Here is a 25,170-nt window from a genome sequence, read left to right as displayed (position 1 = left end):
ATATTGCCGTTCTATTGATATAGCCCACTAATCGGGGATAGGCAGAACCGTCGTATATTTGATTTTTTCCATCGCAAAACTGGAGGTCACATCGATTAAACCATGAACGCCATTAACCAGCTTTTTATAGAATAAATCATACGATTTCATATCATGTACTTCGACTTGCATTAGATAATCATATTCCCCAGCCATACGATAAAACATTAATACCTCAGGTAGTTGTTCGACAAAAGAGACAAACTGTTCATACCATTCGCTATTATGCTGCTGAGTTTTAATCATTACGATAACCGTAAGTCCTAAACCTAATTTTTCGCCATCCAGCAGTGTCACTCGACCGCGGATATAACCTTCGTCTTCTAACCGTTTTAGCCTTTTCCAACATGGCGTTGATGTTAAGTTCACCGCTTCCGCTAATGCGCTTAATGATAGACCACTGTCATTTTGTAATAAGCAAAGTAACTTTTTATCAATTTTATCCAACATATTTAGCCCCCTTCCTTATGTACTTTCATCATCAAAATTCTACCATGTGAAAACAATAAAGGTGTTACGTGTTGTGAATATTGTAGAATAACTTTATAAAAATCGCGGGAATATAGCATAAATTGCTTACTAAATAGTAATAGAGTAAAAAAATAGACTGTTCATTCCCTTTCCCCATCGCTAACATAGCCTTAAATCTAAATCCTATTCGAGCTCAGGAGGTTCTTATGAAACGAGCCGTTGTTGTCTTTAGCGGGGGGCAAGACTCCACAACCTGCCTAATACAGGCACTTAAACATTATGATGAAGTTCATTGCATCACTTTTGATTATGGTCAGCGCCATCGTTTAGAAATCGAAGTCGCACAAAAACTTAGCCAACAATTAGGCGCTGAAGCTCACAAAGTTCTTGATGTCACTCTACTTAGTGAATTAGCTATTAGCAGCCTTACCCGAGACAATATTCCGGTTCCTGACTTTAAGGAGAGTGAAGCGAGCGGTCTCCCGAGTACGTTTGTTCCTGGTAGAAATATTTTATTTCTCACGTTAGCCGCTATTTATGCTTATCAGGTACAAGCCGAAGCGGTGATCACGGGAGTTTGCGAAACTGATTTTTCTGGTTACCCTGATTGCCGTGATGAGTTCGTTAAATCCCTCAACCATGCTGTAAGTTTAGGCCTAGCTAAAGATATCCGATTCGAGACTCCACTAATGTGGTTAGATAAAGCGCAAACTTGGGCTTTAGCGGATCATTATGGCCATCTAGAGACAATTCGCCAACAAACACTAACATGTTATAACGGCATTCAAGGTGATGGCTGTGGAGAATGTGCGGCGTGCCACTTACGCAGCAAAGGCTTGAATTATTACTTAAGCAATAAACAAGCTGTAATGGATTCTCTTCTCGAGCAGCTAAAACCGTAGTTTATCGTTAATTTTAAAAAGCCAACCAAAGAGTTAATTATTTCGGTTGGCTACATTTCAATAAAAGAATCTTTTTTGTTATTGAGCGCCTCAATCTTTTCACGCAGTTCATCTGCAATCACCATGGCTTTATTCGTTTTTCCATCAATAAAAACAAAAGTAACATAAGCATCTGATACAACTTCAGATTGCCCATGACTATTACGGATAATCTGTTGATAACAAACCGCGCTTTTAACACCAATTTTATCCATACGGGATATTACTGTGAGTTCATCTCCCAAACCAACTGCCTGAAAATAATTGACGTTAATGTTTACAGCTGCCATCACAATTTTATTTTGGATTGCCCATTCAATCAGATTCGCTTTTCCCATCCACTCCCATCTGTCTGCCTCATAAAACTCCAAATAACGAGCATTGTTTACATGCTGGAATACATCAATGTGATACCCAAGTACTTTAATATTTATCGCCATAACTACTCCGACCAGTCAACTTTATCGATAACATAAAAATAACAAATCTTTAGATAGCCTGCTGAGAAAATATCACTTATAAGACTTAGCTCTCATATTAAGCTCTACAAAATTATTTTTAGAATAAAAAACCTTCACTTCTGTTTTGACTCTTTCAGTTAAAAATACCAAAGTGAAATAAGCCCATCATTTACTGATGAGCTTATTTATCGTTACAACACTAACTTACTACGATTTTTTTCTAAAAATGCAGGACCAATACCTTGAACCTCAAGAATATTTTCAATGGAATTAAATGCCCCATATTTTTCACGATATTCCACTATTGCCTGAGCTTTTTGTTTACCAATTCCACTGAGGATCTTTGCTAATTCTTCAGCGCTTGCTTGATTGATATTAACTTGTTCAGGGCTGACTAAACCCGTCGTTGGCTTAGTTTCTATCATTTCTTTTGGCTGAGTCATCGCAACCACAGATTTTTCTGGTTCTATTTTCTTGGCAAATGTAGCTCCCGATGTTGAATACAACATGGCAGCCATAAATAACGTCCCTAATCCCTGTTTAATATTTTTATTCCATTTCATTTCAGTTCTCCTATGTGTGTAGAAACATCACAATGCCAGAGGCTGTCACTCAATGCTTTTTGCTTGTTTATACAATGCGAAAGGCCACCCAAAGGTGGCCTTTTATTACCAAGATTACAATCTCAGTTGCGAAGCGCTTCTCAATTATTCAATATTTTGAATTTCAATTTTTGCATTAGCGCGCAAGTTTTGCATCAATGACTCATTAACCACAGAGCTCATCATCGCTTGATACTGACTTCCAAGTTGGCTCAGCTCTTCTGCAGTTGGCTGACCTAAAGTCACTTTATCTAGCTGAACAACCAGTAAGTTGTCTTGTTTATCATAAGCAATTGAGTATGTTGGTTTGCCATCAATTGGCGGAGTCATTTTCATTGCAACATCAGTGACATCGGTAGCCGGTGCAATGAAAGAGACGGTCTGAACAGAACCAAATTGAGTACCAGCAGCTTTCAGAGCCTCATCACCCTTGCCCGCTTTTAACTCAGTAATTAGTTTGTCGCCATCTGCTTTTAACTGAGTGAAGGCTTTTTGGCGTTTCACCAGCGTTGCAATCTCAGATTTAACTTGACCAAATGGCTCTGTCATTTCCGCTTTGTACTGAGTGACACGAACAACAAAGGCACGGTCACCTTCAACGTTAATCACATCAGAGTTAATACCTGTAGCGCCATTTTTATCAATTAAGCGTTCACTGAAAATCTCATTGATGACTTTAGGGAAGTTCAGTGCTTCTGGTGGATTTTTACGATCAAACCATTCGGTATTGCTAACTTTCAGTCCAGAAACGCTTTCAACAGAAGCCAATGATTCATTATCATTTGTTGCAGCTTCGCTCACTTTCTGTTGTAAATCATAAAACTGCTTGATGCTCTTATCTTGAGTTAAGCTTGTTTTAATGCTGTCTTTAACTTCATCTAACGGCTTAATTGCTTCTGGCGTAATATCATCCAAACGGAACAGAACATAATTGTCTTGAACTTTAATTGGTGCAGAAACCTGACCTTTTTCAGTTAGGTTCGCGCTGATGATTTCACTTGGTGTAGATGCAGCTTCCATCCAACCAATCACACCTTTATTACCTGCACTGAATTTGTCTGTTGATTTTTCAGCTGCTAACGCAGCAAAATCAGCACCATTTTTCAGTTCAGTTTCTAAAGCTTGCGCATCTTTTTCTGATGCAACTTGAATCATGCTATAGAGTTTTTGCTCTGCTTTAGTGAAGTTTTTCAGGTTTTGCTGGTAGTAGGTTGTGATTTCTTCATCATTTACCGTTGCTTTCGGCATTGATGCAGCATCCATTTCTACATAGCTCACTTGAACTTGTTCAGGTGAGATAAAGCTATTTTGATTAGCGTCATAATACGCTTTCAATTCGTCGTCTGTGACGGTTTGTTTAGCTTGAACTTCAGCTAGTGGCAGCAGTGCAGTGCGAACTTCACGCTGCTGCATAAATAGCTCAGCATAAGCTTTCACTTCAGAAGGCAGTGCAAACTCAGTCCCCGTAAAGGATTTGCCTAATTGCGCACGGACTAAGTCTTGACGAATTTGTGCGGCGAAGCTGTCTGCATTGATATTGTAACGGCTTAAGATTTCGCGATATTTTTCACTGTCAAACTTTCCATCAGTTTGGAAAATTTGCATTGCAAAAATAGCCTGTTCAATTTGCTTATCACTTGCAGAGAGATTTAATTCATTCGCATATTGATTAATCAATTGGGTATTGATCAAGTTATTCAAAGCTTGGGTACGCAGCTCTTTCATATATTCATCATTACTGGCTACTTCAGCGAATTTATCCCCTAAGTATTCTTGTAATGATTGGCGTTCCTGTTGAAAAGCCTGCTGTAATTGTTCCCTGCTTATTGGCTGCCCATTGACTTCAGCGGCATCATTACTTGAACCACCGATCACATAGCCAGCAACACCTGTCAGCACGAATGACAGGATAATAATAGCTAACAACACTTTAATAAAAGGACTGTTCGCCTTCGTGCGTAGATCTTCCATCATAAAAAGGCTTAACTCCGCTTTGTTGAATTTCTTAATAATGCGCTAATTCTAACCCAGATAGGAAAAAAAGCGCACCATTTCCATGGTGCGCTTATATATTATCTGATTAAAGACATTACGTCAGTTTGAGTTTTCGCAAAAAAGCGTGAAAGACGCGACTAAAACTCAATTAACGATTAACAGCGTCTTTTAGACCTTTACCGGCGCGGAAAGCAGGTACTGTAGCCGCGGCAATTTTAATTTCTTTACCTGTCTGCGGATTACGACCAATACGCGCTGCGCGTTTACGTACAGAAAAAGTACCAAAGCCAACTAAAGTAACATCATCACCTTTTTTCAGCGAACCCGTTACAGAGGCAACGAAAGCATCGACTACGCGACCTGCTGCGGCTTTAGAAATGTTCGCTTCTGAAGCGACTTTTTCAATCAGTTGAGACTTATTCACTATTATCATCCCCATATTAGTTTTGACTTGATCGGTTAATTAACCAATTACAGTATAGTTAACAATAGTAAGTATGGTTAATTAATGATGCAGCCGTTATATCAATCCTGAATATCAATGGCAAGAGAACAAATAGCATGCGAACCATTATCAGAATCTTCGCTAAAAGTAGCGATGAAAAAAAAGGCTGACAAGCACTTAATTAGCTGTCAGCCTTAGTTTTATACGAGCTTTATGACTTAGCTCACCTTTTTCGCTTTATTTTTTACTACTTCCATCCCAAAAGGAGGATTAACTAAAGCTAGAGATAAGACTTCTTCAATGGTTTTTACTGGATGAATTTTCAAATCAGCAATCACATTTTGAGGAATTTCTTCTAAATCCCGCTTGTTTTCTTCAGGAATTAAAACTGTTTTTATTCCACCACGATGCGCCGCTAATAACTTCTCTTTCAATCCACCGATTGGTAGCACTAAGCCTCGTAGGGTAATTTCCCCAGTCATCGCTACATCCGCTTTAACTGGATTACCCGTTAAGCAAGAAACTAGTGCGGTTGACATTGCAATACCTGCACTCGGACCATCTTTCGGTGTTGCGCCTTCCGGTACGTGAACGTGAATATCACGTTTTTCGTAGAAGTCACCATTAATACCCAGTTTTTCTGCACGAGCACGTACAACCGTTAATGCGGTTTGAATCGACTCTTGCATGACTTCACCGAGAGAGCCGGTATAGGTTAATTTACCTTTACCTGGTACACATGCGGTTTCGATAGTTAGTAAGTCACCACCAACTTCAGTCCATGCTAAACCTGTTACCTGTCCTACACGGTTTTCTGTATCTGCATGTCCATAATCGAAGCGACGAACACCTAAATAATCTTTTAGATTATCTGCGGTGATACTGATGTGCTTCAATTTTTTATCCATTAACAGTGCTTTAACCGCTTTACGGCACAGTTTAGAGATTTCACGCTCTAAACCACGAACACCCGCCTCACGAGTATAGTAACGAATGATACTCATCAGCGCGCTATCATCGATAGATAGTTCACCTTTTTTCAAAGCATTACGTTCAATTTGCTTAGATAACAGATGTCTCTTCGCAATATTTAGTTTTTCATCTTCGGTGTAACCAGATAGACGAATCACTTCCATACGGTCTAATAATGGTGCAGGGATATTCATCGAGTTCGATGTCGCCACAAACATCACGTCAGACAAGTCATAATCAACTTCCAAATAATGGTCGTTGAATGCGACGTTCTGCTCTGGATCTAATACCTCTAATAATGCAGAAGCCGGATCCCCACGCATGTCGGAAGACATTTTATCGATCTCATCCAGTAAAAATAGCGGGTTTTTCACCCCAACTTTTGCCATTTTTTGGATAAGTTTACCTGGCATCGAACCAATATAGGTACGACGGTGACCACGGATTTCCGCTTCGTCACGCACGCCACCCAATGCCATACGGGTGTATTCACGACCTGTCGCTTTGGCAATAGATTGCCCCAGTGATGTCTTACCAACCCCTGGAGGCCCCACTAAGCACAGGATTGGGCCTTTAATTTTACTCACACGACTCTGTACCGCCAGATACTCAAGAATACGGTCTTTAACACGCTCTAAACCATAATGGTCGGTATCAAGGACTTCCTGAGCTTTCACTAAGTCTTTTTTGACTTTGCTACGCTTATGCCATGGTACCTGAACCATCCAATCGATGTAGCTACGTACCACTGTCGCTTCTGCTGACATTGGAGACATCATTTTCAGCTTCTGCAATTCAGCTTCTGCTTTCTCTTGTGCCTCTTTTGGCATCTTCGCTTCTTCGATTTTACGTTTCAGCGATTCGTATTCATCCGGCGCATCATCCATTTCGCCCAGCTCTTTTTGAATGGCCTTCATTTGCTCATTCAAATAGTATTCGCGCTGACTTTTTTCCATCTGCTTTTTCACGCGATTACGGATGCGCTTTTCAACTTGCAGTAATTCTGTTTCTGATTCCATCATTGCCATCAGGAACTCAACACGCTCGGCAATGTTTGCCATTTCAAGAACGCGTTGTTTGTCCGCTAATTTTAATGGCATGTGTGATGCAATCGTATCAGCCAGTTTATCCAGCTGATCTTGCTCAATCGCATGCAGTGAAGTCAGGACTTCAGGTGGAATTTTTTTGTTCAGCTTAATATAGCTTTCAAATTGGCTAACAATTGTGCGATATAAAACTTCTTGCTCTTTTTCATCAACCAATTCTGCCGTTGGCACTGTTCCTGTTTCATCATAGGCAGCTGCTGATTTAGCGTCATCGTTTAGCAAGTATTCTGCTTGCGCTAAGAAATATTCGCCATTGTCAGTTAAGCTTGTGATACGAGCACGTTTAAGTCCTTCGACTAAAACTTTGACAGTGCCATCGGGTAATTTAAGCATCTGAATAACAGACGCAACAGTCCCAACAGCAAATAAATCATTCACCCCAGGATCATCGGTTGAGGCTTCTTTTTGCGCAACCAGCATCACTTGCTTATCATGATCCATTGCTGCTTCCAGACTGTGAATGGATTTTTCACGTCCAACAAACAGTGGGATCACCATATGTGGGTATACCACTACATCACGCAGAGGCAATACTGGTATTTCAATGCGTTCGGAACGCTCTGGATTCATAAAGCTCTCTCTTCGTTTAGCACACGCCAGTTAAGGGTTGTCTCTTATCAAAGGAAAATATTCTTGTAAAACACTGCACTATAACAATGTTATTTCAAAATAAGGAAACCACAACTAAGAATATAAACTATATGGGGACAAGATTTTAGCATTCAATGGGTAGTTAAGCATAAAAAACAAAATGAGGGTTGCCCCTCATTTTGTTTGATTATTTATTGAACATCTTTGTGGGATTAGTTATCGCCAGAAGCCTGAGCGTCAGGCTTACTATAAATCAGCAACGGTTCTGACTGCTCATTAATCACATTTTCATCGACAACGACTTTTTCAACATCACTCATTGAAGGTAGATCGTACATCGTATTGAGTAAGGCTGCTTCTACAATAGAACGTAAACCCCTAGCTCCGGTTTTACGTGCCATTGCTTTTTTCGCAATTGCGACCAAAGCCTCTTCACGGAACTCTAATTCAGTACCTTCAAGACTAAACAACGCTTGGTACTGTTTAGTTAACGCATTTTTTGGCTCTTTTAGAATCTGAATGAGAGCGTCTTCACTCAGTTCAGTTAGTGTCGCAACAACAGGTAAACGGCCAATAAATTCAGGGATCAGACCAAATTTAATCAAATCTTCTGGCTCAGCCTGAGTTAATAACTCACCTTCGGTGGCTTTCTCTGATTCACCTTTCACTTCAGCTGCGAAACCAATACCTGAACGTGTATTCAAGCGCTGACCAATGACTTTATCTAACCCAGCAAATGCACCACCACAAATGAACAAGATCTTAGAGGTATCAACCTGTAAAAATTCTTGTTGAGGATGTTTACGACCACCTTGTGGCGGAACCGCAGCAACCGTACCTTCAATTAATTTCAGTAATGCCTGCTGAACCCCTTCCCCAGAGACGTCACGGGTAATGGATGGGTTATCCGACTTACGTGAAATTTTATCAATTTCATCGATATAAACGATTCCACGTTGCGCTTTTTCTACATCGTAATCGCATTTTTGCAGGAGCTTTTGGATAATATTTTCAACGTCTTCTCCCACATAACCCGCTTCAGTTAATGTGGTAGCATCTGCCATCGTAAATGGTACATCCAGATAACGTGCTAACGTTTCCGCTAATAACGTTTTACCGCTACCAGTAGGACCAATTAACAGAATATTACTTTTACCTAACTCCACACCATCGCTGGTTTTATCACCATTACGTAGGCGCTTATAGTGGTTATAAACCGCTACAGCTAATACTTTTTTAGCTTTTTCTTGACCGATTACATAATCATCAAGGTGCTGTCTGATCTCATGGGGAGTTGGCAATTCACTGCGCTCACGATGCGGAGCCAGTTCCTTGATTTCTTCACGGATGATATCGAGGCATAAATCCACGCATTCATCACAAATGTAGACTGACGGACCGGCAATCAGCTTGCGTACTTCATGCTGACTTTTTCCGCAGAAAGAACAGTACAGTAATTTACCTGCCCCTTCTTTGCGTTTATCTGTCATCAGTAGACCTCACTTATATTCATCATGCCTTGTTTTATCAGTGTAAGTCAGAAAAACAAGGCAAAAAATTTCTCAAATAGTTTCGGATATAATTTGTTATATCAAAAAATTACGCAAATTAACGGCTAGTATAAATATGGTCAACTAGACCATATTCTTTCGCTTCATTCGCGGATAAGAAACGATCGCGCTCTGTGTCACGACTAATTTCTTCGATGGATTTACCAGTATGATGAGCCATCAACTCATTCATACGCGACTTCACTTTCAAGATTTCTTGAGCATGGATTTCAATGTCAGTCGCTTGTCCCTGATAGCCACCTAATGGTTGGTGGATCATGACTCTAGAATTTGGTAAGCAGAAACGTTTACCTTTAGTACCCGCGGTTAACAAGAATGCTCCCATAGAACAAGCTTGCCCCATACAAATCGTACTAACATCAGGCTTGATAAATTGCATGGTGTCATAGATTGACATCCCCGCAGTAATCACACCGCCTGGTGAGTTGATATACAAATGGATATCTTTTTCTGGATTTTCTGCTTCAAGAAATAGCATCTGAGCGACAATTAAGTTCGCCATATGATCTTCTACTTGGCCAGTAAGGAAGATAATACGTTCTTTTAATAGACGTGAATAAATATCGTATGAGCGCTCACCTCGAGAGGTTTGCTCGATAACCATTGGCACAAGTGCCATTTGGGATGCTAACTGCTCCTGACCGCCAAAATGTGACATCGAAATCTCCTATTAAAAACTTTCTGGTGCTTGCGCCTAATTTGCTGTCTGTCCGCCATTTTGGGCAGGAATGTACTACAAACAATTGCCTTTAAATTTCTTGTATCTGCCTGCTCGATATCCGCACTTACTTGATTATTTTAGTCACTTTTCAAACAAATCACTTGAAAAATAATTCTAAAATACAGTCCAGAGTGCTGTGGTGAGCAAGGCGCTCTATACAAGAGTTTAACACAAGTCTATCTAGTTACACGGTTTTATGCTGTTGAAAAATTATTTCAGTACAAAATAATTCCATCGCCCTATTTGTGATATCCAACGGACTCTTATTATAATTAGGGTTTAAATATTTTTTTCAAGATGATTTATGAAAAGTCTAAATTTAACGGCTCTAATTGACAAAAAACCCGTAGCGCAATAACTACGGGTTTTTGTTTTGTACTGCTAAAAAGAAAAATTAACCTGCTTGAACTTGGTTCATCAGTTCAGTGAAGTTAGTTTCTTTTTCAGTTACTTTTGCAGCAGCAAGAATAGTTTCAACAGCTTGCTCTTCTAACGCTAAGTTACGAACACTGTTCATCAGCTCTTCATTTTTGCTGTAGTATTCGATAACTTCTGACGGATCTTCGTAAGCAGATGCCATATCTTCGATCAGTGCCTTAACGCGCTCTTCATCAGCTTTCAGTTCGTTTTTGTTGATCACTTCGCCTAACAGCAGACCAACAAGTACGCGACGTTTAGCTTGTTCTTCGAACAGTTCACGCGGTAATTCCATCGCTTGTTTTTCGTTGCCACCAAAGCGTTGTGCTGCTTGACGACGCAGAACATCGATTTCACCATCAACAACCGCTGCTGGAACATCGATTTCGTTAGCGTTAACCAGACCGTCTAGAACTTGCGCTTTAATACGGTTACGAATTGCATTTTTCAGCTCACGTTCCATATTTTTACGAACTTCTGCACGCAGACCTTCTACTGAACCGTCGGCAATACCGAAACGCTTAACGAATTCTTCAGTAAATTCTGGCAGTTCACGTTGTTCTACTTTCTTCAGGACGATAGCAAACTTAGCTGCTTTACCTTTCAGATTTTCTGCATGGTAATCTTCTGGGAAGTTAACTTCGATGTCGAATTCTTCGCCAGCTTTGTGACCAACAATACCGTCTTCGAAACCAGGGATCATACGACCTTCGCCCATAACCAGTGCGAAGTCTTCAGCTTTACCACCTTCAAACTCTTCACCATCGATAGAACCAGAGAAATTGATAGTGATACGTGAATCCGCAGTTGCTGCATCTTCAACTTCTTTCCACTGTGCTTGTTGCTTACGCAGAGTTTCCAGCATGTTGTCGAGGTCTTCGTCTTTCACGGTTACAACTGGTTTTTCAACTTCAATAGCGTCAAAACCTTTTAATTCGACTTCTGGGTAAACTTCGAACTCAACAGAGAAAACAAAGTCTTTACCATCTTCGAACATTTCTGGCTTATAGCTTGGTGCGCCAGCTGGATTAATTTTTTGTTCGATGATTGCATTGATAAAGTTACGTTGCATAACATCGCCCAGAACGTCTTGCATTACAGACGCACCATAACGTTGTTTAACGATATGCATTGGTACTTTTCCTTTACGGAAACCATCAATGCGAACTTTTTTAGCAACGTTAACCAGCTCGCTGTTCAGCGCTTTTTCAATATCAGTGGCAGGAACGGTGATTGTTACACGACGCCCAAGGCCTTGAGTCGTTTCAACAGAAACTTGCATCTTCTTACCTCAAAATAAATCTTAGTGATCGGTCTACTCCAGAGCTATGTCATTAAATCATAATGACCATCTCCCTTCCAGAACCGGGGTCGTTACTTTCGTAACGGTCATCCCTGATATCAGAAGCGTCCCGAAACCTTACTGAAAATTAGACGCAACATTATACCGATGCATGCGCCCAGAGTCGAGAAAAGCCGATAAAAGAAGCTATTATTCCTCTTTATTTGTGACTTTTCTGGCTAAAATTTCATTTTCCCTTATCAAATTGGGGAAAAAGTATCCATTACATAGAGGCTAATTAGATCCCACTCGCTGTGGCAGAATCAATTTTAGACCAGTAATTAGCGATTGATACCACCAACACCACGGCAAGCTGGCGATTTTAACACCGTACTTGCTAATTCGTCCCATTCTTTAGGCGTATAGGTATGTAGGGCTAATGCATGGATCCCGCCAGCTAATTCGTCAGCCAAAATAGCATAGATCTCGCGATGGCGCCCAATCATACGCATATTTTCAAATTTTTCGCTAACCAAAACAACTTTGAAGTGGCTTTCAGAGCCAGGCAAAACATTATGCTGATGACTTTCATTAATCACATCCAGATAATCTGGTTTAAAAGCCGCCTGCAATTTTTCACTCACGCGGGACTGCATTGTTGGTGGTGTATTGGCGTCCATAAAAGCTCCTTGATAAAATGGGAAACCCAATGTGGGTTGATAGCCTATACTTATTAAAGATTGTTCTTGAATATCCAACAGCCTCTAGCATTGAAAAAAGCGCTCAATTACACTGCGTAACGACTATCTTCTTATTATAGAAATAGCGGATAATAACGTCAGCATCATTGATAATTTGGCGCCGAAAACGCGAAATGTTCCATGTGATATACATTTATGCGAATTTTTTCTCAAACTGTTGTCTAATAACATTAGCTATCGTTACCCGAACCATAACGGAACATTTTCAATTAGGAAAGATGAACTGGGAAGAATTATGTTAAGAAAACTGTGTTTTCCACTTTTTGCACTATTTTTACTTGCTGGCTGTACAGCACCAAGTAATACGTTATCTCTTGAGCCGAAAATTGCTTTACCGGCTAAAAACCCAACGCTTAATGCAACATCCATTAGCGTCAGTAGTGTTGATAATCGTCCGAATAGGTCGTTAGCTGAAGTTAACCGCAATGGCAGCTTGGTGGTACTTAATCCATCAAGGGATCCACGTTATTTAATGCAAGAAGCGGTTGAAAAACAAATGGCAGCTCGTGGTTTTATGGTGACATCTCCCGCGAATATCAACTTAATTGTTCAATTAAACAAACTAAGTACTCAAGTCAGCGAAGGCAGCCTGCGCCACAATATTACGGTTAATTCAAGCGTTGCTGTGAATGCAACAGCGCCTAATGGCTCAACCAAAAGCCGTACCTTCACTCGAAATTACAATACCCAAGGTGCTCTGGGTGCTACGAATGAAAAAATTACTGAAGCAATCAACCTAGCGCTGAGTGACTTAATTGCGGATATGGCTAAAGACCAAGAACTCACGGATTTTATCAGACAAAATTCACGATATTAGTCAGGCAAAATGAATGGTTTCATATTAGTATCATTCAAGTTGTGACAAGCTACAGTTAAATCCAGCAACCCAAACAATACCTATTATTTGGGTTGCTTATTCATCTCAGATATCTCCCGCGTAATATTGCAGAACCAACATAGGCTATGAGGGAATAATGCCACGTTTCACACTACCCAATAATGTTACTTTAATCCTGCTAGGCTTTGTCTCTGGCTTACCTCTAGCACTCACTGCGGGAACATTACAAGCTTGGCTAACCGTTGAAAATATTGACATCAAAACCATCGGTTTCTTTTCCTTAGTTGGTCAAGCTTATGTATTAAAATTCCTCTGGTCTCCGATGATGGATCGCTACACTCCTCCTTTTTTAGGGCGTCGTCGCGGTTGGTTACTGACCACTCAAATATTATTAATTATCAGCATTGCGGGGATGAGCTTCATGAATCCCTCTGAACATTTATGGTGGCTCGCGGCATTAGCGGTCACTGTCGCCTTTTGTTCTGCTTCTCAAGATATTGTTTTTGATGCATATAAAACTGATTTACTCAGTGCAGAAGAACGCGGAATCGGGGCAGCAACCTCAGTCATGGGCTATAGAATCAGTATGTTGGTTTCTGGGGGATTAGCGCTTTGGTTAGCGGATAAATTCCTCACTTGGCAACAACTGTATTTAGTCATGGCAAGTTTAATGCTGATTGGGGTATTCGCGACTCTTTTTGCCAAAGAACCAAAAGATAATATTGCTCCCCCAGCGTCATTAAAGGACGCTATCTACGCCCCTCTCTCTGAATTTTTCAGTCGTAACAATGCTTGGCTAGTTTTGCTGCTACTTATTTTTTATAAAATGGGCGATGCTTTTGTCATGGCTCTGAATACTAATTTTTTGCTTAATGCACTTGGCTTCAGTCTCAGTGAAGTGGGAACAGTGAATAAAACCGTTGGAATGGCAGCCACAATTATTGGTGCGCTATTTGGTGGTTATTTAATGAAAAATATGAGCTTATTTAGAGCTCTACTCGTTTTTGGAATATTACAAGGCGGCTCCAATATTGGATACTGGTTCCTTGCTGTTACTCCGCCGAATATCATTAGCATGGGTTCCATTATTTTCCTTGAGAATATCTTCTCTGGAATGGGTACAGCTGCATTTGTCGCGTTACTCATGACCTTATGTAATAAATCATTATCTGCAACACAATTTGCTCTGCTTTCTGCTTTATCTGCGGTAGGCCGAGTCTATATTGGCCCTGTCGCCAGTATTTTTGTCAGCACCTACGGCTGGCCAATGTTCTATCTGATATCCATCGGCGTGGCTGTTCCCGGCGTTTTATTATTACTCGCCTGCCGCACATCTTTGGTTTACACCCAAACCACAGGGTTATTTCAGCGCCGTGAACTATTTGCTAATGGCTACAAAATCGCTGTGTATGCCTTAATCGTGGCAACATCGATTCTATCCGCTTGGTTAATCAGTTTACTTATCACATCATTTGCAAGCGTGAAAGTTTACCTATTTACTTCCCATCTTTCGCTGTGGCTATCCCTACCTCAATATCAAAATATTATATTTAACATAGGGATAGGCATTGGTGCTATTAGTCTGATTGTCGGTGGGACCCTTGACTACCTCGCCGTACGCAAAGCAACGAAACATAAGCCAGCATAATATTTTAGGTTATTTTTCAAACCATTCAAAAATTTACTCCCCCCAAATTAAACAGATTAATTTGGGGAATCCTTTCTATTAATACAAATTAGATCTCCCTAGCAAATATCGCTTAAAGATCAAGAAAATCGTGAACAAGATCACTCATTTACTGAAAGATATTTTTTAATTGCAAATCTAAAGCCTAATATATCACACGTTTGAGGATGGTTAGTTGACAAGCTAAAAATTTGCGTAGCAACTAATTTTTATTAATGTATAAACGAAAATAATATATCATGAAAAAAAATCTACTCTGCGCTGCTGCTTTAGCATCTTTGGCGTCTTTAGCAGGAACTGCAAGTGCTGAAAATACTGAAAATTTTCTTGGATACCAAAATGGTTTTGCTGACATCAATGTGAACTATTTGGATTGGTCCCGCCATACTGAGAACAAATCTAAAAATACGACCCACAAAGAAGATTTTGCTTACTTTGAATTAGAAGGTGGCGCTAATTTCAATTGGGGAGAGTTATATGGATTCTTCGATGTGGAAAATCCTTTCAATAAACAACATGAAGATCCAGGCAAAAACCAACGTTACACGCTAAAAACAACCGCTAGAGTTTATTTAGCGGATACTGGATTCAACCTGTATGGTCACGTTTATGGAACTTGGTCACTACCCGGTGATAAACATGGCGGCAACTTCCATGAAGTTAACACGCTGTATGGGGTAGGCTACAACACGTCAATTGGTAACTTATGGTTTAAACCATTCGTTGCATTACATTATGTCGATCAAACCTATTATTCTGGTAACAACGGTTATGTTGTTGGCTGGGTTGCAGGTTATAACTTTAAAATATTCCAAGAAGATTTCATGGTTACCAACTGGCATGAAATGGAATTCGCGCGCCATAAACGCTATGGAAATGGCGGTCGTGACGGTGTGAATGGTGCTTTAGCATTCTGGTGGAATGCAACACCACATTTATCTGCAGGTCTTCAATACCGTTATGCTGACAATAAATTAGGCGATGATTTCTATCAAGATGGACTCATTTACACATTAAAGTATAACTTTTAGTGACTAAAGGATTTTTGTATATTTTTTTAATATATTTCCTTTAATTTCAAAAAAATAGCAATTCTCTGTCTCTTTTTTGCCGATAAAGCAATCAAATTTGCTTTATCGGTAACAAATTGAGTACATTCCCTTACGGCATTTCTTAACAATCGAATCAGTTTCGTCATTTTTTTGTCAATTTTGTCTATATTTTTCTTTGAAAAATTACCAAGATAATTTAGTATTCATACTGTTTTATCAATATATACCTATAACCAGTAGCAATTTTAACCTTTTAGATATAAAAGCTTTACATGTGATCATATTAACATAAAGAGCTAACATTTCCGTTTCTTTACCTTACAATCATTTACACTCGCATAACCTTACCGTAAAATGCCCGCACTGATGAAACGACAATTAGAATCTTGTCATTTGGGGTCGTGGATGAGACATATGAACTACAAAAAAAGCATTGGAGCAATCTCACTCGTTGTAGCAGCCTTATTATTAGGCGGTTGCGATATGGTGTTGATGGATCCGAAAGGCGCCGTCGGCGTTAAACAAAAAGAGCTGATTCTTATCGCAATCGGCTTAATGCTCCTTGTTGTTATTCCGGTTATTTTTATGGCATTTATCTTTGCCGTAAAATATCGTGAATCCAATAAGTCAGCTACCTACCGTCCTAACTGGGCCCACTCAAATAAAATTGAGTTAGTCTGCTGGACTGTTCCTATCATTATCATCATCATTCTGGGTGCTATCACTTGGAAAACAACTCATGAGCTGGACCCGTATCAGCCATTAGTGAGTGATCAGGAACCGATTACCATTCAAGTTATTTCAGCTGACTGGAAGTGGATCTTTATCTACCCAGAGCAAGGTATTGCTACAGTCAACGAAATCGCATTCCCTACTGGTGTTCCTGTAAACTTCAAAATTACGTCTGATTCGGTAATGAACTCATTCTTCATTCCATCTTTAGGTGGCCAAATCTACGCAATGGCGGGTATGCAGACTAAACTTCACTTAATCGCGAACGAACCGGGTACCTACAAAGGCTTCTCTGCAAGCTATAGTGGTAAAGGTTTCTCTGATATGAAGTTCAATGCTATCGCAACACCTGACCGCCAAGGCTTTGATGAATGGGTTCAAAAGGTAAAAACGTCTCCTAAAACTATGGATACGATGCAGGCATTTGACGAAGTTGCTAAACCTAGCATCGACGTTCCTGTTACCTATTTTTCTAGCGTGAAACCTAAACTGTATGAAGACATCATTCTGAAGTTTGGTCATGAACACCATAAAGGTCACGCTCCTGTAGATACAAACAATGAAGCAAATCATTCTATGCATATGGGCAACAATGCTCAGGCACAAGAATCTACAGGTCATACAATGCAAATGAGCCATAACGCTCATGCAGGCGCTGAGGAATAAGGGCATGTTTGGAAAATTAACACTGGATGCAGTTCCACTCCATGAACCGATTATCGTGGTTACACTGATTGCTATTGTCCTCGGTGGACTTGGCTTAGTCGGTGCAATTTCGTATTTCGGTAAGTGGAAATGGTTGTGGAAAGAGTGGTTAACCTCAGTTGACCACAAAAAAATTGGTGTCATGTACATCATTGTTGCAATGGTCATGTTGTTCCGTGGCTTTGCCGATGCCATCATGATGCGTGGTCAGCAAGTACTGGCTTCTGCAGGTCAAGAAGGTTTCTTAAACCCTCATCACTACGACCAAATCTTTACCGCTCACGGCGTTATCATGATTTTCTTCATGGCAACCCCATTTGTGGTTGGTTTAATGAACCTCGTCGTTCCACTGCAAATTGGTGCGCGCGATGTTGCTTTCCCATTCCTAAACTCATTGAGCTTCTGGTTCTTTGTCGTCGGTGTTGTACTTATCAACATCTCTTTAGGGATAGGTGAATTCGCTCAAACAGGTTGGTTAGCGTATCCGCCACTGTCAGGCTTGGAGTACAACCCTGGGGTCGGGGTCGATTACTGGCTTTGGAGTCTCCAGATATCCGGTATCGGTACACTCTTAACAGGGGTTAACTTCATTGCGACTATTATCCGTATGCGTGCACCGGGTATGTCGCTGATGAAAATGCCGGTGTTTAGCTGGACAGCGCTTTGTACGAACGTTCTGATTGTTGCTGCATTCCCAATCTTGACTGTAACACTCACTCTGCTGACTTTAGACCGTTATTTAGGCACCCATTTCTTCACGAATGATATGGGTGGCAACATGATGATGTACATCAACCTAATTTGGGCTTGGGGTCATCCAGAAGTTTATATCCTGATACTTCCAGTATTTGGTGTCTTCTCGGAAGTTGCAGCGACGTTCTCCAAAAAACGTCTGTTCGGTTATACCTCATTGGTATGGGCGACCATCGCGATTACCGTGATGTCATTCGTTGTTTGGTTACACCACTTCTTCACAATGGGTTCTGGTGCAAACGTCAACGCCTTCTTTGGTATCGCCACAATGATTATCTCTATTCCAACTGGGGTTAAGATTTTCAACTGGCTGTTCACTATGTACCAAGGTCGTATCGAACTTAAATCACCAATGCTATGGACTATCGGCTTTATCATCACCTTCTCTGTTGGTGGTATGACAGGTGTTCTATTAGCAGTTCCAGGTGCTAACTTCGTTCTGCATAACAGCCTATTCCTGATTGCTCACTTCCATAACGTCATTATCGGTGGTGTGGTATTCGGTTGCTTCGCAGGTATGACTTACTGGTTCCCGAAAGCTTATGGCTTTACGCTGAATGAGAAATGGGGTGTCCGTGCCTTCTGGTTCTGGATTACTGGTTTCTTCTTAGCATTCATGCCGTTATATATTCTGGGCTTTATGGGTATGACCCGTCGTCTGAGCCAGAATATTGACCCTGCTTACCACGGAATGCTGGTTGCAGCTGCATGTGGTGCAGGTCTGATTGCACTGGGTATCGCTTGCCAAGTTATCCAAATTATTGTGAGTATCCGTGACCGTCATGAAAACCGCGATTTAACCGGTGACCCATGGGGTGGACGTACTCTTGAGTGGGCAACATCTTCTCCGGCTCCATTCTACAACTTCGCTATTGAACCACAGGTTCAAACTCGCGATGCTTGGTGGGATATGAAAGAGAAAGGTATCGCTCACAAGAAACCAACTTCATATGAAGAAATTCATATGCCAAAAAATACAGGCGCAGGCGTGATTATCGCTGGGTTTAGCTTGATTCTTGGTTTCGCAATGATCTGGCACATCTGGTGGCTGGCAATTGTAGGTTTCGGTGGAATGATCGTAACTTGGATTGTTAAAAGCTTCGACGAAGATGTTGATTACTACGTACCTGTGGCTGAAATCGAACAAATCGAGAATAAGCACTTTGAAGAATTGCGTAAGGCAGGTGTGAACGATGTCAACTAATACAGTGACTAATCAAAACTTAGCCCATGCAGAACATGGGCACCATGATGCAGGCGGAACCAAAGTATTCGGTTTCTGGCTCTACATAATGAGCGACTTGATTCTGTTTGCATGTTTATTTGCCACTTATGTTGTTTTGGCTGATGGAACCGCTGGCGGCCCTGAAGGTAAAGATATCTTCAGTCTGAAATTCGTATTAGGCGAAACCTTCTTACTGTTAGTCAGTAGTATTACCTACGGCTTCGCGATGATAGCGATGCATAAAGGAAAAATCGCATACGTTAATGTATGGTTATTTGCGACTTTCCTATTAGGCCTTGGCTTCGTTATTATGGAAGTGTATGAGTTCCATGAACTCATCGCTGAAGGTTTCGGTCCGGATCGCAGTGGCTTCTTGTCTGGCTTCTTTGCTTTAGTTGCAACACACGGTCTACACGTTTCTGCGGGTCTTGTTTGGATTATTATTATGATGATTCAAATTTCTCGCCGCGGTCTAACCGAGGTGAACAAAACACGTCTGAACTGCCTGAGCTTATTCTGGCACTTCTTAGATGTGGTTTGGATCTGCGTATTTACCGTCGTTTATCTGCTGGGGGCGATTTAAATGAGTCATGAAAGAGATGCTCACACAGGAGCAAGCCACGGTAGCGTAAAAACATACCTGATTGGCTTTATTCTGTCAGTTATCCTGACGGTAATTCCTTTCTGGATGGTGATGAATGGAACGGCTTCACAAGGCGTTATTCTGGCGACGGTTGTTGGAATGGCTGTCGTGCAAATCCTTGTACACTTAGTCTGTTTCTTACACATGAATACATCATCAGATGAGCGCTGGAACCTCGTAGCATTCTTGTTCACTATGCTAATCGTCGGTATCGTTGTTATTGGCTCTCTGTGGATTATGTACAACCTGAACATCAATATGATGCTCGACTAAAGAGTTGCCGATATGTTTAAGCAATACCTGCAAGTGACCAAACCAGGAATTATTTTCGGAAATCTGATTTCTGTGATCGGCGGTTTTCTGCTGGCCTCTAAAGGGTCGATTGATTACCCGCTGTTTATTGCGACTTTGCTGGGTGTATCATTGGTCGTTGCCTCTGGTTGTGTTTTTAACAACTACATCGACCGTGATATTGACCGTATCATGGAAAGAACCAAGAATCGCCCTTTAGTCAAAGGGCTGATTGACCCGAAAGTTAGCCTGATTTACGCAACTGTATTGGGTATTGCTGGTATGGTGCTGCTACTCGTAGCGGCCAATGCACTGGCAATGCTCCTTGCACTCATTGGCTTCATTGTTTATGTAGGCTTATATAGCCTATATATGAAGCGTAAATCAGTTTATGGCACATTGATTGGCAGTCTATCAGGCGCAGCACCACCGGTTATCGGCTACTGCGCTGTCACAAACGAATTTGACGCTGGAGCATTGATCCTGCTGTTGATTTTCAGTTTGTGGCAGATGCCACACTCTTATGCCATCGCTATTTTCCGTTTCAAGGATTACAAAGCCGCAAACATTCCTGTTTTACCGGTAATCAAAGGTATCTCTGTCGCTAAGACACATATCTTCTTGTATATCCTTGCATTTATGGTTGCGACTTTAATGCTCGCTATCAGCGGATACACGGGTTATAAATATCTGATTGTTGGCGCAGCCGTCAGCTTATGGTGGCTCGGCATGGCAATTTCCGGTTTCAAAACTGAAAATGATGACCGCGTATGGGCTCGTAAACTGTTTATCTTCTCCATTGTAGCGATCACGTCGCTCAGTGTGATGATGTCAGTTGATCCAACGGTTTCAAGTGATACTGTTATAGCATTAGTCAGATAATTTATCGCATTATTGACGATGAATGCCTTCAAACGGCGGGGAGTGAAAACTTCCCGCCGTTTTTATTTTATTCCCGAATATTTTTGTGATGATTTTTATGGTTAAATAGCCGCCTGCTATCAATAAATCAATATTGTCATATAGCAAAATAATTTAACTTATTGATTTAAATTTGAATTAACACCCATACAGCTACAGCCCGAAATAAAAAGAATAATTTAAGCTCATTAAGATTTAATACTCTAAATAGTTTGGGTTGTAGCAAGGCGGCAAGTGAAGCTAATCCCTAGGAACGTAGATAACTACGTGACTAGGGTTAGTGAGCGTAGCCAACACCGCTACAGCTCAAAATATAACGAGTATTTTTATGAATGATAATAAAATGACCCACCTAGAACTCCGTGCCACTTGGGGATTGGGGTCGGTATTCTCCCTACGCATGCTCGGCATGTTTATGGTTCTACCTATACTCACCAGCTATGGAATGCACTTGCAAGGTGCTAGCGAATTTCTCGTCGGTGTCGCTATTGGTATTTATGGCTTAAGCCAAGCACTTTTCCAAATTCCTTTTGGCTTGATGTCTGACAAAATTGGACGCAAGCCACTCATTATCTTTGGATTGCTCATCTTTATTATTGGTAGCGTCGTCGCGGCTCTAAGTGATTCAATTTGGGGAATTATTATTGGACGTGCCATCCAAGGTGCTGGAGCAATTTCTTCAGCCGTAATGGCGTTATTGTCCGATCAAACCCGTGAACAAAATCGGACTAAAGCCATGGCTTTTTTAGGCATAAGTTTCGGTATCACTTTCGCGATTGCACTAGTATTAGGCCCCATTATTACCCATGCCGTTGGCCTAAGTGGTCTATTTTGGGGGATTACCCTACTCGCTGTTGGGGCTATTTTGGTTACCCTATTTGTCGTACCCAATAATACTCACCACGTTATGAACCGTGAATCGGCTTTTGTAAAAAGTAACTTAAGGGCGGTACTGCTCAACCCTCAATTACTCAAACTCAATATTGGGATTTTAAGCTTACATACCTTACTCATGTCGAGCTTTGTTGCTCTGCCCCTGATTATGATCAATGCGGGTTATCTAGCCCAAGATCACTGGAAAGCGTACTTAGTCACCATGCTGGTGGCTTTTGTTTGTGTACTTCCCTTCATTATTTATGCTGAAAAGCAGCGTAAAATGAAGCAGGTATTTCTGTTCTGTATTTTATTACTCGCTATCGCTGAAATCGTACTTTGGCGTTCAGGTAATAACCTGTGGATCATATTCTTAGGAATTCAAATCTTCTTTATTGCTTTTAATGTCATGGAAGCCATTTTGCCTTCACTCATCAGTAAAGAAGCCCCCGCGAGTTATAAAGGAACTGCGATGGGGATTTACTCCACCAGCCAGTTTCTCGGCGTCGCGATTGGCGGTATTTTAGGAGGATGGTTGTATAAATTTGAAGGCGCCAATACGGTATTTATTGGGGGACTCATTCTGTGTGCAGTGTGGCTCCTGATTAGCTTAACCATGAAGCAACCGCCTTACGTCAGTAGCATCCGTATTGTTTTGCCTCATCGATTTAAAAATGTCGATAAACTTCAGCAAGAACTTGCTGGATTAGATGGTGTGTTAGATGTAGTGATTATTGCTGATGAAATGAGTATCTATATTAAGATGGATAAAAAAATCATTACGCGAGAGCAGCTTGAAGCCATCGTTCAGCGCTAGAAAAACATTAGCCCGCCGCGACGCGGGCTAAATTCCAATAACCGCGAGGGTAATTGATTAATCGCGGAAGTTATTGAACTGGAATGGCTGACCTAAATTACCACCACGCACTAACGCCATGACCGACTGCAAATCATCACGAGCTTTGCCTGTAACACGAACTTGCTCACCTTGAATTTGAGCCTGAACTTTCAGCTTACTGTCTTTGATTAATTTAACAATTTTCTTTGCAATCGCAGCATCAATACCTTGCTTTAAGGTCACTTCAACACTGTATGTCTTACCACTGTGAACAATCTCTTCAGGCACATTCAAAACCGCCCCTTCGATGCCCCGCTTCGCCATTTTTTCCCGTAAAATATCTACTAATTGTAGAACTTGGAAATCTGACTCACTGGTAATTTTGATAGATTCATTTTTATCGTTCAGTTCAAAACTGGCTGCAACATTTTTAAAATCCCAACGGGTGGTCAATTCGCGCTGAGCATTTTCGACTGCGTTGCGGACTTCACTCATTTCTACTTCAGATACAATATCAAATGATGGCATGTTAAAGCTCTCCTATAATCAATCGGCTTATAATAGCCTATTTGCTCCTGACACTCCAAATTGTCAGAGCCTGACACGATATAACGCCGCGAATTATTTCGAATCTCATCATAAAACCGCTATGATAATAAGGAAGAATGAAAATCTACGTCTCTCAGATAGCCGGGAAAAAATATGAAAATAACCCTAATTGGTTGTGGTGCAATTGGTAAGTTATGGCTTGCTGCGCTCACCTCACAGGGGCATGATACCCAAGGTTGGCTACGAGTTGCTCAGCCAGACCTATTTGTGGACGTCAATGAACCTGATGGAAGTACATTTCGAGAGTTAATTTCCTGTAATAATATTCACCACCTTCACGCCAGTGAACTCGTGATTGTTTGCTTGAAAGCATGGCAAGTCTCGGATGCCCTGCTCCCGCTACTTGCAACGATCCCTGAAAATTGCCCTATTTTATTATTGCACAACGGATTAGGCACACTTGAAGAACTCGGAGTGCTACGTCATCCTTTTTTATGTGGCATCACAACCCATGCAGCTTGGCAAAATAACAATCAAGTTTTCCACGTTGCCAATGGCGTCACTCATATCGGAGCAGCCAACTCCCGAGCAGAAGCTTATTCCCCGATTGCCGATATCCTCCACGAAGCCTTACCCGATGTCGCATGGCATAATAAAATTTTAAGCACTAGCTGGAAAAAACTGGCAGTAAATTGTGTCATTAATCCCCTGACCATTGAATATCAGTGCCCTAATGGTCAACTCATCAATTATCCAAAACAAATTACTAAGCTGATTGATGAATGCTGCCAAGTAATGACCGCCGAAGGGCTGCATATTGATAAGGCTGAACTGACCGAATACATCTACAGTATTATTCACAATACCGCCGACAATTATTCTTCCATGCTACAAGATGATCGAAATAACCGGCGCACTGAAATTGATTACATTACCGGGTATTTAATCAAACAAGCCCGAGGCCATGGTCTGCATACCCCCGAAAATGACCGTCTATATCATTTAGTTAAAAATAGAGAGCAACAACATGACAGCTTCCGTTCTGATCTGCATCGCCAATGGTAGCGAAGAGATAGAAACCGTCACTACCGCCGATTTGCTGGTTCGTGCTGGTATCAACGTAACACTTGCAAGCGTTACAGAAGATGGCTCCTTAAATATCACCGCATCTCGGGGAATTAAGCTCATCGCAGACACACCGCTAATCCATGTTGCGGATGAACCGTTCGATGCAATTGTGTTACCGGGAGGATTAGCTGGAGCTGAAACTTTTCGCGATAGCCCTCTTGTCGTAGAAAAAGTGAGGCGCATGCACTTGGATGGAAAAATTGTTGCGGCAATTTGTGCTGCCCCAGCACTGGTTTTGGAATACCATCAGCTATTCCCATTAGGGAATATGACCGGTTTCCCAACGATGCAAGATAAAATCCCGAGCCATAAGTGGGTGGATAGACGCGTTTATTTTGATGAGCGGGTTAACTTGCTGACCAGCCAAGGCCCTGCAACCGCCTTTGATTTCGCATTAAAACTGATTGAATTATTAGAAGGGCGAGCCGTTGCCGCGAACGTCGCAGCACAATTAGTGCTGCCACCGGGCATTAATGATTACTTAGAAGACTAAAAAATTGAAAGAAAAAAGCGAGCTATTACAACTCGCTTTTTTATCAAAAATTATTTTTCACTAAACA

At 41.1% G+C, this 25,170-nt stretch carries 23 protein-coding genes; 12 read left to right on the top strand and 11 right to left on the bottom strand.

Annotation, left to right across the window (positions count from 1 at the left end):
* Window positions 1-27: 27 nt before the first annotated feature.
* Window positions 28-489, bottom strand: coding sequence for an Lrp/AsnC family transcriptional regulator (locus tag EL244_RS03800; protein WP_006815745.1), 462 nt, complete (start codon window positions 487-489; stop codon window positions 28-30).
* A gap of 227 nt (window positions 490-716) precedes the next feature.
* Here EL244_RS03800 and queC point away from each other — a divergent pair, with 227 nt between their 5' ends.
* Complete coding sequence (gene queC / locus EL244_RS03795) at window positions 717-1,412, top strand: 7-cyano-7-deazaguanine synthase QueC (RefSeq protein WP_126458865.1); 696 nt, start codon at window positions 717-719, stop codon at window positions 1,410-1,412.
* Window positions 1,413-1,462: 50 nt separating this feature from the next.
* Here the strand turns inward: queC and EL244_RS03790 are convergent, their stop codons facing one another.
* The 9 genes from EL244_RS03790 to bolA form a co-directional block, all read right to left on the bottom strand.
* A complete protein-coding gene (locus EL244_RS03790) occupies window positions 1,463-1,891 on the bottom strand; it encodes an acyl-CoA thioesterase (protein WP_006815748.1) in 429 nt (142 codons plus the stop codon).
* Window positions 1,892-2,103: 212 nt separating this feature from the next.
* Entirely contained in the window at window positions 2,104-2,475 is a 372-nt protein-coding gene (locus EL244_RS03785; RefSeq protein ID WP_126458862.1) for a ComEA family DNA-binding protein, read from the bottom strand.
* 144 nt (window positions 2,476-2,619) lie between these two features.
* The gene (ppiD, locus tag EL244_RS03780) at window positions 2,620-4,488 is read right to left on the bottom strand and encodes a peptidylprolyl isomerase (RefSeq protein WP_126458859.1); all 1,869 of its coding nucleotides are present in this window, start codon (window positions 4,486-4,488) and stop codon (window positions 2,620-2,622) included.
* A gap of 169 nt (window positions 4,489-4,657) precedes the next feature.
* On the bottom strand, window positions 4,658-4,933 hold the full coding sequence (gene hupB / locus EL244_RS03775; protein ID WP_172459960.1) for a nucleoid-associated protein HU-beta: 276 nt from the start codon (window positions 4,931-4,933) through the stop codon (window positions 4,658-4,660).
* 239 nt (window positions 4,934-5,172) lie between these two features.
* A complete protein-coding gene (lon, locus tag EL244_RS03770; protein ID WP_126458856.1) occupies window positions 5,173-7,602 on the bottom strand; it encodes an endopeptidase La in 2,430 nt (809 codons plus the stop codon).
* A 233-nt stretch (window positions 7,603-7,835) separates the two neighbouring features.
* Entirely contained in the window at window positions 7,836-9,113 is a 1,278-nt protein-coding gene (clpX, locus tag EL244_RS03765; protein WP_006815753.1) for an ATP-dependent protease ATP-binding subunit ClpX, read from the bottom strand.
* A 118-nt stretch (window positions 9,114-9,231) separates the two neighbouring features.
* On the bottom strand, window positions 9,232-9,852 hold the full coding sequence (clpP, locus tag EL244_RS03760) for an ATP-dependent Clp endopeptidase proteolytic subunit ClpP (RefSeq protein WP_006815754.1): 621 nt from the start codon (window positions 9,850-9,852) through the stop codon (window positions 9,232-9,234).
* 457 nt (window positions 9,853-10,309) lie between these two features.
* Window positions 10,310-11,614 (bottom strand): trigger factor, encoded by a 1,305-nt coding sequence (tig, locus tag EL244_RS03755; RefSeq protein WP_006815755.1) that lies wholly within the window; start codon window positions 11,612-11,614, stop codon window positions 10,310-10,312.
* Window positions 11,615-11,955: 341 nt separating this feature from the next.
* On the bottom strand, window positions 11,956-12,294 hold the full coding sequence (gene bolA, locus EL244_RS03750) for a transcriptional regulator BolA (RefSeq protein ID WP_039855596.1): 339 nt from the start codon (window positions 12,292-12,294) through the stop codon (window positions 11,956-11,958).
* 316 nt (window positions 12,295-12,610) lie between these two features.
* Between bolA and EL244_RS03745 the strand changes: the two genes are divergently transcribed.
* The 9 genes from EL244_RS03745 (at window position 12,611) to EL244_RS03705 (ending at window position 22,912) form a co-directional block, all read left to right on the top strand.
* Window positions 12,611-13,192: a YajG family lipoprotein gene (locus EL244_RS03745; RefSeq protein ID WP_126458853.1), complete on the top strand. Its 582-nt coding sequence runs from the start codon at window positions 12,611-12,613 to the stop codon at window positions 13,190-13,192.
* A gap of 157 nt (window positions 13,193-13,349) precedes the next feature.
* Window positions 13,350-14,861 (top strand): muropeptide MFS transporter AmpG, encoded by a 1,512-nt coding sequence (gene ampG, locus EL244_RS03740; protein ID WP_126458850.1) that lies wholly within the window; start codon window positions 13,350-13,352, stop codon window positions 14,859-14,861.
* A 278-nt stretch (window positions 14,862-15,139) separates the two neighbouring features.
* Window positions 15,140-15,931, top strand: a complete 792-nt coding sequence (locus EL244_RS03735) for a nucleoside-specific channel-forming Tsx family protein (RefSeq protein WP_126458847.1) — start codon at window positions 15,140-15,142, stop codon at window positions 15,929-15,931.
* Between the two features lie 426 nt (window positions 15,932-16,357).
* A complete protein-coding gene (cyoA, locus tag EL244_RS03730; RefSeq protein WP_126458844.1) occupies window positions 16,358-17,350 on the top strand; it encodes a cytochrome o ubiquinol oxidase subunit II in 993 nt (330 codons plus the stop codon).
* A gap of 4 nt (window positions 17,351-17,354) precedes the next feature.
* The gene (cyoB, locus tag EL244_RS03725) at window positions 17,355-19,346 is read left to right on the top strand and encodes a cytochrome o ubiquinol oxidase subunit I (RefSeq protein ID WP_126458841.1); all 1,992 of its coding nucleotides are present in this window, start codon (window positions 17,355-17,357) and stop codon (window positions 19,344-19,346) included.
* Complete coding sequence (locus EL244_RS03720) at window positions 19,336-19,950, top strand: cytochrome o ubiquinol oxidase subunit III (protein ID WP_006815765.1); 615 nt, start codon at window positions 19,336-19,338, stop codon at window positions 19,948-19,950. Before cyoB ends, EL244_RS03720 begins: the two co-directional genes overlap by 11 nt.
* Window positions 19,951-20,283, top strand: a complete 333-nt coding sequence (locus tag EL244_RS03715) for a cytochrome o ubiquinol oxidase subunit IV (RefSeq protein ID WP_006815766.1) — start codon at window positions 19,951-19,953, stop codon at window positions 20,281-20,283. It abuts the gene before it with no gap.
* 12 nt (window positions 20,284-20,295) lie between these two features.
* Window positions 20,296-21,183, top strand: a complete 888-nt coding sequence (cyoE, locus tag EL244_RS03710; RefSeq protein WP_006815767.1) for a heme o synthase — start codon at window positions 20,296-20,298, stop codon at window positions 21,181-21,183.
* A gap of 367 nt (window positions 21,184-21,550) precedes the next feature.
* Window positions 21,551-22,912 carry an MFS transporter gene (locus EL244_RS03705; RefSeq protein ID WP_126458838.1) on the top strand — a complete coding sequence of 454 codons (1,362 nt, stop codon included), beginning with the start codon at window positions 21,551-21,553 and terminating at the stop codon, window positions 22,910-22,912.
* Between the two features lie 57 nt (window positions 22,913-22,969).
* Here EL244_RS03705 and EL244_RS03700 read toward each other — a convergent pair whose 3' ends face one another.
* A complete protein-coding gene (locus tag EL244_RS03700) occupies window positions 22,970-23,461 on the bottom strand; it encodes a YajQ family cyclic di-GMP-binding protein (protein ID WP_115163995.1) in 492 nt (163 codons plus the stop codon).
* A 174-nt stretch (window positions 23,462-23,635) separates the two neighbouring features.
* Here EL244_RS03700 and panE point away from each other — a divergent pair, with 174 nt between their 5' ends.
* Together panE and yajL are read left to right on the top strand one after the other, a co-directional pair.
* Window positions 23,636-24,547, top strand: coding sequence for a 2-dehydropantoate 2-reductase (gene panE / locus EL244_RS03695; protein WP_126458835.1), 912 nt, complete (start codon window positions 23,636-23,638; stop codon window positions 24,545-24,547).
* Window positions 24,510-25,103, top strand: a complete 594-nt coding sequence (gene yajL / locus EL244_RS03690; protein WP_126458831.1) for a protein deglycase YajL — start codon at window positions 24,510-24,512, stop codon at window positions 25,101-25,103. The genes panE and yajL overlap by 38 nt, the downstream gene beginning before the upstream one ends.
* Window positions 25,104-25,170 lie beyond the last annotated feature (67 nt).

This window comes from Providencia rustigianii, from assembly GCF_900637755.1.
GTDB lineage: Bacteria > Pseudomonadota > Gammaproteobacteria > Enterobacterales > Enterobacteriaceae > Providencia > Providencia rustigianii.
Note: the sequence above shows the minus strand (reverse complement) of the source record. Positions and strands in the feature narration are given on the sequence as shown.